The sequence below is a fragment of the Bacillus sp. MN7755 genome (assembly GCF_054771475.1).
The window spans coordinates 151,358-164,054 of the sequence record NZ_BTRL01000017.1; the positions used below are offsets into that span (position 1 = coordinate 151,358).

Below are 12,697 nucleotides of genomic sequence, written 5' to 3' on the forward strand. Positions count from 1 at the left end.
CTTTTCCTTTCTCTCATCCAATCTATCCTCTACTTCATTCGTTCTATCTTCATTATATAATTTCTTAGCGAAAAAGAGCTATTAGCTTTCGCTTCTAGCTCTCTTATCTCATTACTTACGGTATGTAAAGAGAATACAATACAGATTCTACTCTCTTTCTTTTTGCAGTATATCTTTTAATTCTTCAATAAATACATTTAAATCTTTAAATTGGCGATATACAGATGCAAAACGTACGTAAGCAACATCATCAATATCACGCAGTTCTTCCATAACAATTTCGCCTATCATATCACTTTTCACTTCTGATATACCTAAATTACGAAGTTCACGTTCCACACTTTGAGTTACTTCTTCTAATTGCCTTAAAGATACTGGTCTTTTTTCGCACGCTTTAATTAAGCCACGTAAAATCTTTTCTTTATTAAACTCTTCTCGTGTGCCTTCTTTTTTTACAACGATAAGAGGTGACTCTTCTACTCTTTCGAATGTCGTAAAGCGGCTTAAACAACTTTCACACTCTCTCCTTCTTCGAATAGAGCGCCCCTCGTCTACCGGACGCGAATCTAACACTCTTGTACCATTATGAGAACAGGATGGACAACGCAATATATTCACTCCTTTACACTATACTCTTTATTTTTTCTCAACTTACTTCATCTGACAATATATATACAATATTATATAACTCATTCTAACTCTCTTACCACTTTAAGTTTAAGCGCATTATTTTATCATCCCGTTTTCAAAAATAAGATGGTAGATAGGGTGCTAACTTATTCGTAAGAGCTCAGTTTATCTAACTAACAAGTACGTTATATTTTTCCTTTTTTATAAACTAAAAAAGAGGTGCATTATACACCTCTTTACATTTTAAATCAATTATGTTCTTTTTTAAAGAGCTTTTGTTTCTCTCTGCTTAATTTCGAAGCTACCAGTGCCTCGAGGAAGCTCGATGCTCTCACGCGTTTTCGCGTTTAAACCTTCTGCAATATATTCTGCAGCAACATTTGGATCAATACGATCCCCACAAGTATAAACATCAATACTTGCGTAACCGTGCTCCGGAAAGCTATGAATTGTTAAATGTGATTCCGAGATAATTACTACTCCACTTACACCTTGTGGTGCAAATTTATGGAAAGCAACCTCACGCACTTCAGCACCAGCTCTTAGTGCTGCATCCACAAATAATTGTTCAATATACGGCATGTCATTAAGCTTGTCGAAATCGCAATCCCAAAGTTCAGCGATTACGTGACGACCCATCGTATCCATAGTATCCATTCTACAGTTCCCCCTTGTAAATTTATTCTAACTGTTCGAATTGAAAACTAATTTGCAATTTGGCTTGCTCCACTACCACGGGGGAAAGTTAGTCCAGAGAGGTCCTAACCCTTTAAGTAGTGACTACGTACCTCAGCTCTTAAGTTTACGAGTGTTAGTATACTTTGTTTATTTTCATTTTGCAACAACAGTTTTTTCGATTTTCTGTCATATTTTCCTCTTTACTTTTCCCTAAAAAAAAGAAATGATTCACAAATACAGTAATAACAACGCTTCGTGGTATGTCCACTTTCCAAAATATACTCATATAATTTTTTCCTTTTCAGAAAAAATTAAAAAAAGAGAGGGCAATATTCACTTGCCCTCTCCCTTATTCACTTAAATATGTTGCACATTTTTTTGTTTCGCTAATTCGTCAACAACTAACGTTACAAGATCTACAACACGACGAGAGTAGCCCCACTCGTTATCATACCAAGCAAGTACTTTTACTTTACGATCACCCATTACCATTGTAGATAAACCATCAATAATAGCTGAGTGTGTATTTGTATTAAAGTCAATAGATACTAAAGGCTCTTCACTGAATTCTACAATGCCTTTTAACGCACCGTTTGCAACAGTTTTGAATGCATCGTTAATAGCTTCAACTGTCACATCACGTTTCACATCTACTACTAAGTCAACAAGAGACACGTTTGGTGTTGGTACACGAAGTGCCATACCATGAAGTTTTCCGTTTAAATGTGGAAGAACTTTTGCTAGCGCTTTCGCAGCACCTGTCGTTGTCGGAATGATTGATTGTCCGCAAGCACGTGCTCTTCTTAAATCTTTATGTGGGTTATCAATATTTTTTTGATCATTTGTATAAGCGTGAACAGTCGTCATTAAACCGTTTTCAATTCCAAACTGCTCATCTAACACCTTCACAACAGGCGCTAAACAGTTTGTTGTACAAGATGCATTTGAAATAACGGTATGTTTTGTAATATCTAATTGGTCTTCGTTCACACCAACTACAATTGTTACATCTTCATTTTTACCAGGCGCTGTTAAAATAACTTTTTTCGCTCCAGCTTCAACATGAAGAATTGCTTTTTCTTTTGAATTAAATTTACCAGTTGCTTCAATTACAACTTCAACACCTAAATCTGTCCAAGGCAATTCCTTTGGATCGCGGTTGTTTAAAAGGCGAATCATTTTCCCATCAACTAATAAGTGATCTTCAAATGCTTCTACTGTTCCGTCAAACTTACCGTGAACTGTATCATATTTAATTAAATGTGCTAACGTTTCAGATGGATAGCTTGCATTGATTGCTACAATTTCGAATGCGCTTTCTTTTATTGCCTGACGAAATACCATTCTCCCAATACGTCCAAATCCATTAATTGCCACACGAGTCATAATATGTTATCCCCCTTGAATGCGTTATACTATTTATCTCCAATCCCAATAATAGTATAACACAAAAAGGGGATATGTCACTAAGCATTTTCATTAATTTCACAATTTTTTAGTCAATAATGTTCCAATTCTTTAAAATAACCTGCAATTGTGTTTTCGTTCCCATAATTGTGCCATCATTATTTATCACTTCATCTGCATTCTTCACCTTTTCTTCTAATGGCATTTGAGATTGAATGCGAGCTGTTGCTTCTTCTTCTGAAAAATTATTTCGCTTCATTAAACGTTCTAATTGCGTTTGTGGCTTAACTGCTACAACTAAAACGCGGTCAACAAGACTTGTTAATTTGCTTTCAAATAAGAGAGGAATATCTAACACAACCGCTTGCATACCTTCTTTTATGTACATTTCTTTTTGCCTATTCATTTCCTCACGCACTGCAGGATGAACAATTTTATTTAACTGCAATCGTTTTTCTTCATTATAGAAAACGACACTTCCTAGTTTTGGACGATCTAATTCTCCATCTTCTTGTAACACTTCCGTTCCAAATACCTCTACAATTTTGTTATATGCAGGTTTTCCTTGTTCTACAACTTCTCGCGCAATAATATCTGCATCAATAACTGGTATACTCAGTTCACGAAACATTTGAGACACTGTACTTTTTCCACTTGCAATGCCTCCCGTTAATCCAATTACTACTGTCATCATAATCCTCCTCACAATATAAAAGGCGCGAAACTAATGTTCCACGCCCATACTTACATTTTCCAAATTCCAATAATAATGAGTAATACCCCAGGCAGGAATGTAAATTTTTGCAACCATTTCATATTTGATAAAACTGTTCCAAGTTTCATTCCAATAAATAAAAACAAAGAACTCATCACTGCAACTAATATCGCCATCATAGCCGGTGCATATCCTAATAAAGATGCACCAATTCCAGCACCGAACGAATCTACAGATAGAGCAATACCAAGAAGCAATGCTTCTCCTGCAGAAATGGTGCCTGATTTATCGAAATCTGCTACAGTCGGTTTCCGTAAAATTTGAATCACTAACCCAAGCGAGGCAATCTCTAATTTCCAGACCTTCTCCTCTTGCTTCGGCTCTTCTTTTTTCTCACTTCGAAAAAATTGATATAATACCCAAATTCCTATTCCAATAAGAACAAGCCCACCGATACGCGTTGCGATAACAGGTGAAAATATTTTCGCGATCATATGTCCAATCCCCATTGAAACAAGCATAACAGCCGCTGAACACATTCCGATAATTATAATTGATCTTAGTGGAATTCTTACACTTCTTAAACCATATGTTAGCCCTACACTACAGCTATCTAAGCTTAATGTAAAAGCTAATAAAATAAGAGATAAATAAAGGTACATCGGTAAGCTCCTCCCTTATACATAGCTCTGCTGTATGTATATGACAAATGCCTATCCGATGTTATCTCTTTTCTATATTCTCGGCTGACAAATTGGGCAGTAATGCGTTCCTCTTCCGCCAACAACTGTTTTTTCTAATATCGTACCGCAAGTTACACACGGTTCTCCTTTTTTTCCATATACATTTAGAAGTTCTTGGAACGAACCAATTTGCCCTTGTGAGTTGATATATGTTCGAATTGTACTTCCGCCTCGCTTTACCGCTTCGCCTAGCGTTGTAACAGTCGCCTCGTAAATTCGTTCGATTTCTTCTGCTGTTAAAGACGACGCTTCTCGTTCTGGGTGAATTTGAGAACGGAATAGAACTTCATCTACATATATATTTCCAAGCCCCACTAAAAGACGCTGGTCTAATAATACAACTTTTATTTTGCGATTTGTCTTTTGCAATCTTTCTTGTAAATACTGCGGTGTCAATTCAGCATCAAATGGCTCCGGACCTAAGTCAGCAAGAGGCATTTGATTCAACTCTTCACCTTTCTTAAAGAGATGCATCGTACCAAACTTTCTCACATCTTTATAATGTAATTCAGTTCCATCTGTAAATAAGAAACGGACGTGCGTATGCTTATCAATTGGCTCATCCTCTTGATGCAGTAAAAACTTACCTTCCATACGCAAATGTGAAACAATAACATAATTCGTTACATATAAAAGCAAAAACTTTCCTCTTCGCTTTATATTTTCAATCTTCTCGCCTCTTAGCATTTCTTTAAAGATTTCTGCATCATCCGGTCGTTTTACTATTTTCGGATAGGTAACAATAACATCTTCAATCGTTTTTCCTGTTACAAGATTTTCAAGTGTCCGTCTGACGTTTTCAACCTCTGGTAATTCAGGCATTTCATCACTTCCTTATTTTGCGTCGTACCAAGTTGGACCGTACGAATAATCAACTTTCAGCGGAACTGCAAGTTCAATTGCATGCTCCATCACTTCTGGTACAAGCTTCTCTAATTTTTCAATTTCTTCTTTTGGTGCTTCAAATATCAATTCATCGTGTACTTGCAGAAGAAGACGCGCTTGTAATCCTTCTTCTTCTAAACGATCTGCCATAATAATCATCGCTTTTTTAATAATATCTGCTGCAGTACCTTGAATTGGTGTATTCATAGCTGTACGCTCAGCAAAGCTACGTAAATTGAAATTACGACTCGTAATTTCCGGAATGTAACGGCGGCGATTTAATAATGTAGCCACATATCCTTTTTGCTTCGCATCTTTTACGATGTCATTCATGTATTCTTGTACACCAGGGAAACTTTCTAAATACCTTTCAATAAATTCCGCTGCTGCTTTTCTTGTAATTCCTAAGTTTTGTGAAAGACCATAATCACTAATACCATATACAATTCCGAAGTTAACAGCTTTCGCTTGTCGTCTCATATTCGAATTTACTTCATCTTTTTCAACGCCAAATACATCCATAGCTGTTTTCGTATGAATATCCATGTCATTTTGGAAAGCTTCAACTAGCCCTTTATCGTTTGCAATATGAGCTAATACACGAAGTTCGATTTGTGAATAATCTGCCGCATACATAATCCATCCTTCTTCTGATGGAACGAATGCCTGACGAATCTTTCTTCCTTCTTCTAATCGAATCGGGATATTTTGCAAGTTTGGATCCGTTGAACTTAATCGACCTGTTTGCGTTAATACTTGATTGAAACGAGTATGGATTTTAGATGAATCTTCATGTACAACTTTTAATAAACCTTCAATATAAGTTGAGTTTAGTTTCCCTAATTGACGATAATGTAAAATGTTTGGAATAATTTCATGGTGATCCATAAGCTTGTCTAGTACATCAGCTGACGTAGAATAACCTGTTTTCGTCTTTTTAATAACCGGTAAGTTTAAATTCTCAAACAGAATAACACCAAGCTGCTTCGGTGAATTAATATTAAATTCTGTTCCTGCAAGCTTATAAATTTCCTGTTCCATTTCCTTTAATCTGCCTGCAAGTTCTTCTCCCATATTACGAAGACGCTCTGTATCAACTTTTACACCTTTTACTTCCATATCAGCTAATACGCGCGCAAGTGGTAATTCTAACTCTGTAAACAGTTCATATTGCTCATTCTTTTCTAACTCTTCAATGAATGTTTGCTTTACATCATATAATACATGCACTTTACGAGCTACATGCTCCGCTACTACTTCTAACTCTGGAACAGCACGCTTCGCGCCTTTTCCGTAAACTTCTTCATCAGATTTCACAGCATGCGTTTCTTTCATTTTCGCTACAGTACGGAAATCTTTATCTGTGTCAGCCGGGTCAAGTAAATAAGCAGCGATTAATAGATCAAAATCAATCCCTTGTATATCTATACCGTTCCATTTCAGTGCAACGATTGCACGCTTCGCATCAAATGTATGCTTTCTCATCTCTCCATCTGCAAGCCAGTCTTTAAATGCATCTGACTTAAGAGCAATGTCTGTCTGAATAAAGTAGCAACCATTTTCATTTTGAATACCAAAACCTTGAATGTCTGCTTTATGATAGTTATCTTCTTGTACTTCAACAATAAGCGCACTATCTTGCTGAAGCATTTCTTCTGTAACTTCTTCTACAATATCAAATGTAATATCATCTAATTCAGCTGGAGCCGTTTCTTCTGGCGTAACACCTAATTTATTTAAAAGAGATGTAAATCCTAAATTCTCGAACATTGGAATGACATCGCTCGGTTCATACCCTTTATATTCCATATCATCTACATGCACAGTAATCGGCGCATCTATAATAATAGTAGCAAGATCTTTACTCATAAGAGCTTGATCCTTATTCGCTTCCAGTTTCTCTTTTAATTTCTTCCCGCTTACTTGATCTAGATTTTCATACACTTCTTCAACCGTTCCAAACTGTGTTAACAATTTAATCGCAGTTTTTTCACCAACTCCTGGTACACCTGGAATATTATCTGATTGGTCTCCCATTAAACCTTTCATATCGATAATTTGCTTTGGTGATAAGCTGTATTTCTCAAATAAAGCTTCTTTCGTATATTCATCTACTTCCGTAATCCCTTTTCGAGGAATACATACAAGCGTGTTATCAGAAACAAGTTGCAGTAAATCTTTATCTCCTGAAATAACTTTTACACTTGCTCCTTGTTCACTCGCTTCTTTTGCTAGCGTTCCCATAATGTCATCCGCTTCATAATTTTCTAATTCATAACGCGGTACGTTGAATGCATCAAGCATCTCACGAATAAACGGGAATTGTTCTGATAATTCAGGTGGAGTCTTTTGACGCCCTCCTTTATACTCACTATATGTTTTATGACGGAATGTCGTTTTACCCGCATCAAACGCTACTAACATATGCGTCGGTTTTTCTTCCTCTAATATTCTCATTAACATCATTGTAAAACCGTAAATTGCGTTCGTATGTATACCTTTGTCGTTATTTAAAAGCGGTAGTGCAAAGAAAGCACGATACGCGATATTATTACCATCTACTAATACGACTTTTTTTTCCAAATCAGAAACCTCCCCATACAAATTTGAAATGATTTTTTTCACAGAAAAAAACCGTTCCTTTCCTCTCTCTATATTAACATGACTAATAGAGAGAAGAAAAATAACGGCTATTTTCTATTATATATACAAACGTTTACTAACATAAAAGGGAAGTGACGAGAACAGCGTAACTATTCTCGTCCAAAATTACTCCTTGGATGAAGGGGTTTTCATGTATTATATTAACAGAGCTTTATTAATATTTAATTAAGCCATTGTTAATATATTGTAAACATCCTTCATCCTATTTTTCAGTTGCTGATTTTGGTAAAACAACTGTAAATGTTGTCCCTTTCCCAACTTCACTATCCACTGTAATTGTACCGTGATGTGCTTCTACTAAATGCTTTACAATTGATAATCCAAGGCCTGTACCACCAGTATTTCTACTTCTCGCTTTATCCACTCGGTAAAAGCGTTCAAAAATACGCGGAATTTCATCTTTACTAATACCAATTCCAGTATCGGATACTTTTATATAAGCATTATATTTATCTTCTGCTAATTCTACAGAAACAACGCCTCCAGCCGGCGTATATACGATTGCGTTATTCATTAAATTAATAAAGATTTGCTGCAAACGACTTGGATCTCCAATGACAGAGACACGTTTTATCGTATTTACTTGTAAGGAGATTTCTTTTTCTCCTGCTTTATTATCAAGCACCATATGAATGTCTTCAAGAAGTCCCTTCATATCAACGGTCCCCATACTTAATTTAAATCCTTGTTGCTCAATCTTTGATAAATCTAATAAATCTTCAATTAATCCTTGCATACGTTCACTTTCTTTTAAAATAATGTGCAAGAAATGTGCGCAGAATTTTTTATTATCCATAGCACCGTCTAAGAGTGTTTCTGAAAAACCTTTAATAGAAGTAATCGGCGTTTTTAGTTCATGAGAAACATTCGCTAAAAAGTCTTTTCTCATTTGTTCTAACTTTTTCAGCTCAGTAATGTCATGGAATACAAGGACAATCCCTTTCCATTCATGGTTCGTCCCGATAATCGGTGCTCCGTATACCTCGAAATGCTTTCGCTCAATTCCAAGTGGCAATAACATTTGTTTACGCACTTTCACTTCTGTCATAAAGATTTCTTCTACAAGCTCTATAATTTCCGGGTGATGAAACGACTCATAATATAATCGATCTAAATATTCTTCATCTGTTACATGGAAGGTCTCCTTATACGAACGGTTTACAAGGTTTATATAACCGCGGCTATCAATTAAAATCATTCCACTTCCCATATTTTCAATTAACGTATGCAGACGATCTTGTTGCATTTCTTGCTCAAGTGTCATCTCTTGTAAATTACGGGCTAAAATATTAATCGCTTTACTTAACATTCCCGTTTCATCCGAATGACTTTCATAAGCGCGCGCTTTATAATTCCCTTTCGCTAATTCAATAGCAACTTTCGTAACAGATTCAATTGGCCTAATATATTGCCCTGTAATTTTCATACCTAAAAATACAACTACGAGACAAGCGATAACAAATCCGATAATTAATAATCCCCACGTTTTTTGATGAACAGCTTTCAAAGGCTCAATTGTACTTTTCACCAAAATGTACCCTTGTTTCCCTGCTATATCTTGAACGAATACCGCATGGTAAAATTCGTTATTCTGATCTGTTTCTTTCGTAATGACTTTATTTCTTTGCTTTGTTGTTTCAGAGGAGAGTTCTTTAATTATTCCTTGGCTAAACGCAGACTGTTCTCCCCCGCTATATTGAACTTTCTTTTTTTCATCTACAAATGCAATAGAAGCCTGTATTTTTTCTTCTAACTTTTCAAATACATATGGATTTTTTAAAACATCATCAAAACCTTGTTCTTCTGCTAATACCGCAACATACTCTGTCTCTTTTACCATTCTCTCTTTGGCATGATCTATATAGTAGTTTTCAAACACGGTTTCTAGCAATAAACCTAGTCCGACTAATATAAAAACAATAAGAGAAACAAATGTAAAAAGAAGCCTGGAACGAAATTTATTCATCCCCTTTTGGCTCCTCTAATTTATATCCTAAACCACGTATCGTTTTAATGTACGCCGGTTTTTTCGTATTTTTTTCAATTTTATCGCGCAAATGGCTAATATGAACGTCCACAATTCGTGTATCACCAGCAAAATCATAGTTCCATACAGCACTTAATAATTGATCACGCGTCAACACGCGGCTCTTATTTTTCGCAAGATAAACAAGTAGTTCAAACTCTTTTGGTGTTAATTCAAGCTTTCTTCCTTGGAAATAAGCCTCATAAAACTCTGGTAAAATTTTAAGCTCAGCAATTGTGATACTCTCTTCATCTGATGATTCTGTAACTTGCTCTTCTTGTTGCAATTTCGTACGGCGTAAAATCGCCTTCACACGTGCAACAACTTCCCTTGGGCTAAATGGCTTCGTCATATAATCATCCGCCCCAAGTTCAAGACCTAGCACCTTATCAAATTCATCATCTTTTGCTGTTAACATTAAAATCGGCGTCATAACACGCTGCAATCGTAATTCTTTACACACTTCCATACCATCCATTTTTGGAAGCATTAAATCTAATATAATTAAATCTGGGCGTTCTGTTGTCGCTTTTTGAAGCGCCATTTCTCCATCCATCGCTGTTATCACTTCAAACCCAGCTTGTTGTAAATTAAATTCAATTAAAGTTAAGATAAACTCCTCATCATCAACTACTAAAATACGATTGTTCATTCTTTTCCTCCAAGTTATAGACTTGAAACCTTCTTCATCCTAGTATTTTCCCCGTTATTCTCATCATACTAGAAAACAAGGTCCCTCTCAATATAATTGTCTATTCATGGAATCAGATTGTGCCATTGTTATCACTCATTCACTTCCATTAACGTGTTGTTATCCATACTTTATACACATCTATCTTTTCATTCCATTCTACTTCCGTATGAATATTGAATTCTCGATTTTGCGCTAGAAAAAACGAAAGAGCATACGCTATTTTATAGTCTAGTGTTTCATATCCATCAAATAGTCTTCCATACATTTCATTCGCGACCCCGTCCGCCCACACTTCAGCTTCTCTCATCGTTTCAAAGGTAACGTCTTCTCTTTTCCATCTCACCTTAAAAAACCACTCCTTTCATTGACTTACATTTCCAACGATTATATTATTAATTTAAATATACAAATATAAATTATATGGAGGTCTATTATGCGACTAGTGTTACCTATTCTATCTTTAATAGTAACGTGCATTCTTACATTCAACGCCCCAAGCTGGGATACGATTAAAACAGGTTGCTCCGATTTTGCCGAGGGATTTACACAAGGATTCTTCAACTAAAAATAGCGCTAGCACCCTTATAAAAGGTATGCTAGCGCTATTCATATTTTCATGTTTTAAAAATTATCTAATGCTTTTTCCATAATAGAGACTGATTTATAAGGTGGCGTTACTGTTAATGAGCCTTTCACAACAGTATTCCCTTTTTCGTCATGAGCAGATACAAGCATATCAATTGTATGTTCCTCCTCAGAAACAGCCACAACTTCAAAGTGGATTTGTAACGTTTCATAATGGTGAACATGCTTCACGAATGTAAGGTCCTTTCTCGTAATATGACTACCTGGACCTGGTAAATATTTCGTAACTGCCGTTGTAATCATTCCAGTTAGCATAATGCTTGGTACAATCGGCTTTTCATACGGAGTTTGGGATGCGTAATCATGCTGAATATATAATGGATTGGCATCATTCGTTAACCCTAAGTACAATAACAAATCTTTATCCTCAATTTTTTCAGTGATAGATAATTTCTCTCCTACTGTAATTTCATCCATTTTACGACCAATTTGAACTTTTTTCTTTAACATGTTACAACCCCCTCCGATTTTTTCACCTTATTATCCTACTAAAAGCGATACCTTATCCGAAATTTACTATGATGAGGGCAATGTATAGTATAAATCTATAGTTTCATTATAGGATATTACAAATGATAGCGTTTTCATATTATTTCAAAAAAACATTTCAATAAATAGTAGAAAAAGATTCGGGACCCCGAATCTTTTTCCGCTTATATTTAATTATTAAACAAGAACCTTCATAACATTACGTACAGATTCTACAGAGCGATCTAACGCTTCTTTTTCATCTGCAAGAAGTTCTAATTCAATAATTTTTTCAATTCCGTTACCACCTAGAATTACTGGTACCCCTAAGTAAAGGTCACTATAACCATATTCACCTTCAAGGTACGCAATAGCCGGTAATACACGGCGTTGATCTTTTAAGATTGCTTCTGTCATTTCAACTAAAGAAGCAGCTGGTGCGTAATATGCACTACCGTTTCCTAATAAGCCTACAATCTCGCCGCCACCTTTACGGGTACGTTCTACGATTGCTTCTAAACGCTCTTTCGGAATTAACGTTTCTAACGGAATGCCACCTGCATAAGAATAACGTACAAGAGGTACCATATCGTCACCGTGTCCTCCAAGAACAAATCCTGTAATGTCTTTCACAGAAAGATTTAATTCTTGCGCGATGAATGTACGGAAACGAGCTGTATCTAATACGCCCGATTGACCAATAACACGCTCTTTCGGGAATCCTGCTTCTTTAAATACAGAATATGTCATTGCATCAACTGGATTTGTTAATACAACAATAATCGCATTTGGTGAATGTTTTGCAATGTCGCGCGTAATACTTTTCATAATTTTAGAGTTTGTTGCTACTAAGTCATCACGGCTCATACCAGGCTTACGTGCAATACCTGCTGTAATAACGACAACGTCAGAATCAGCAGTATCTTCGTAATCAGATGTTCCAATAATGTTAGCATCAAAACCTTGTACTGGGCTCGCTTCTAACATATCTAACGCTTTCCCTTTTGTTGGATTTTCCAGTTGTGGAATGTCCACTAATACAACATCTGCAAGTTCTTTTTGTGCTAATAAGAATGCTGTTGTTGCTCCTGTAAATCCTGCACCGATGACTGAAACTTTCTTGCGTTTGATTGTCATAATTT

The 12,697-nt window shown here is 36.0% G+C and carries 13 protein-coding genes; 1 reads left to right on the forward strand and 12 read right to left on the reverse strand.

All coding sequences use genetic code 11. The features are described 5' to 3' along the window. Nucleotides 1-147: 147 nt before the first annotated feature. The 10 genes from nrdR to ACYVEC_RS20030 form a co-directional block, all read right to left on the reverse strand. Nucleotides 148-609 carry a transcriptional regulator NrdR gene (gene nrdR / locus ACYVEC_RS19985; RefSeq protein ID WP_001203687.1) on the reverse strand — a complete coding sequence of 154 codons (462 nt, stop codon included), beginning with the start codon at nt 607-609 and terminating at the stop codon, nt 148-150. Between the two features lie 285 nt (nt 610-894). Further along, the gene (gene speD, locus ACYVEC_RS19990; RefSeq protein WP_002003660.1) at nt 895-1,278 is read right to left on the reverse strand and encodes an adenosylmethionine decarboxylase; all 384 of its coding nucleotides are present in this window, start codon (nt 1,276-1,278) and stop codon (nt 895-897) included. Nucleotides 1,279-1,665: 387 nt separating this feature from the next. Continuing rightward, complete coding sequence (locus ACYVEC_RS19995) at nt 1,666-2,694, reverse strand: glyceraldehyde-3-phosphate dehydrogenase (protein ID WP_000198973.1); 1,029 nt, start codon at nt 2,692-2,694, stop codon at nt 1,666-1,668. 109 nt (nt 2,695-2,803) lie between these two features. Next, nucleotides 2,804-3,406, reverse strand: coding sequence for a dephospho-CoA kinase (coaE, locus tag ACYVEC_RS20000; RefSeq protein WP_063224732.1), 603 nt, complete (start codon nt 3,404-3,406; stop codon nt 2,804-2,806). Nucleotides 3,407-3,459: 53 nt separating this feature from the next. Continuing rightward, nucleotides 3,460-4,092, reverse strand: coding sequence for a sporulation membrane protein YtaF (ytaF, locus tag ACYVEC_RS20005; protein ID WP_000281740.1), 633 nt, complete (start codon nt 4,090-4,092; stop codon nt 3,460-3,462). 72 nt (nt 4,093-4,164) lie between these two features. Beyond that, on the reverse strand, nt 4,165-4,995 hold the full coding sequence (gene mutM, locus ACYVEC_RS20010) for a DNA-formamidopyrimidine glycosylase (protein ID WP_063224731.1): 831 nt from the start codon (nt 4,993-4,995) through the stop codon (nt 4,165-4,167). A 12-nt stretch (nt 4,996-5,007) separates the two neighbouring features. After that, on the reverse strand, nt 5,008-7,641 hold the full coding sequence (gene polA / locus ACYVEC_RS20015) for a DNA polymerase I (RefSeq protein WP_063224730.1): 2,634 nt from the start codon (nt 7,639-7,641) through the stop codon (nt 5,008-5,010). Nucleotides 7,642-7,924: 283 nt separating this feature from the next. Continuing rightward, complete coding sequence (phoR, locus tag ACYVEC_RS20020; RefSeq protein WP_063224729.1) at nt 7,925-9,688, reverse strand: sensory box histidine kinase PhoR; 1,764 nt, start codon at nt 9,686-9,688, stop codon at nt 7,925-7,927. After that, entirely contained in the window at nt 9,681-10,400 is a 720-nt protein-coding gene (gene phoP / locus ACYVEC_RS20025; protein ID WP_063224728.1) for a two-component system response regulator PhoP, read from the reverse strand. The genes phoR and phoP overlap by 8 nt, the downstream gene beginning before the upstream one ends. A gap of 148 nt (nt 10,401-10,548) precedes the next feature. Continuing rightward, a complete protein-coding gene (locus tag ACYVEC_RS20030) occupies nt 10,549-10,785 on the reverse strand; it encodes a hypothetical protein (RefSeq protein WP_063224727.1) in 237 nt (78 codons plus the stop codon). Nucleotides 10,786-10,875: 90 nt separating this feature from the next. Between ACYVEC_RS20030 and ACYVEC_RS20035 the strand changes: the two genes are divergently transcribed. Continuing rightward, entirely contained in the window at nt 10,876-11,007 is a 132-nt protein-coding gene (locus ACYVEC_RS20035; RefSeq protein ID WP_001241581.1) for a hypothetical protein, read from the forward strand. Between the two features lie 56 nt (nt 11,008-11,063). Here the strand turns inward: ACYVEC_RS20035 and ACYVEC_RS20040 are convergent, their stop codons facing one another. Continuing rightward, nucleotides 11,064-11,537, reverse strand: a complete 474-nt coding sequence (locus ACYVEC_RS20040; protein WP_063224726.1) for a MaoC/PaaZ C-terminal domain-containing protein — start codon at nt 11,535-11,537, stop codon at nt 11,064-11,066. A gap of 216 nt (nt 11,538-11,753) precedes the next feature. Continuing rightward, entirely contained in the window at nt 11,754-12,692 is a 939-nt protein-coding gene (gene mdh, locus ACYVEC_RS20045; RefSeq protein ID WP_000153242.1) for a malate dehydrogenase, read from the reverse strand. Nucleotides 12,693-12,697 lie beyond the last annotated feature (5 nt).

What these genes read in the sequence shown, in the direction of transcription:
- ACYVEC_RS19995 (WP_000198973.1), bottom strand. Translation starts at nt 2,694, where the DNA reads ATGACTCGTGTGGCAATTAATGGATTTGGACGTATTGGGAGAATGGTA.
- speD (WP_002003660.1), bottom strand. Translation starts at nt 1,278, where the DNA reads ATGGATACGATGGGTCGTCACGTAATCGCTGAACTTTGGGATTGCGAT.
- coaE (WP_063224732.1), bottom strand. Translation starts at nt 3,406, where the DNA reads ATGACAGTAGTAATTGGATTAACGGGAGGCATTGCAAGTGGAAAAAGT.
- phoP (WP_063224728.1), bottom strand. Translation starts at nt 10,400, where the DNA reads ATGAACAATCGTATTTTAGTAGTTGATGATGAGGAGTTTATCTTAACT.
- mdh (WP_000153242.1), bottom strand. Translation starts at nt 12,692, where the DNA reads ATGACAATCAAACGCAAGAAAGTTTCAGTCATCGGTGCAGGATTTACA.
- ACYVEC_RS20040 (WP_063224726.1), bottom strand. Translation starts at nt 11,537, where the DNA reads ATGTTAAAGAAAAAAGTTCAAATTGGTCGTAAAATGGATGAAATTACA.
- ytaF (WP_000281740.1), bottom strand. Translation starts at nt 4,092, where the DNA reads ATGTACCTTTATTTATCTCTTATTTTATTAGCTTTTACATTAAGCTTA.
- ACYVEC_RS20035 (WP_001241581.1), top strand. Translation starts at nt 10,876, where the DNA reads ATGCGACTAGTGTTACCTATTCTATCTTTAATAGTAACGTGCATTCTT.
- mutM (WP_063224731.1), bottom strand. Translation starts at nt 4,995, where the DNA reads ATGCCTGAATTACCAGAGGTTGAAAACGTCAGACGGACACTTGAAAAT.
- phoR (WP_063224729.1), bottom strand. Translation starts at nt 9,688, where the DNA reads ATGAATAAATTTCGTTCCAGGCTTCTTTTTACATTTGTTTCTCTTATT.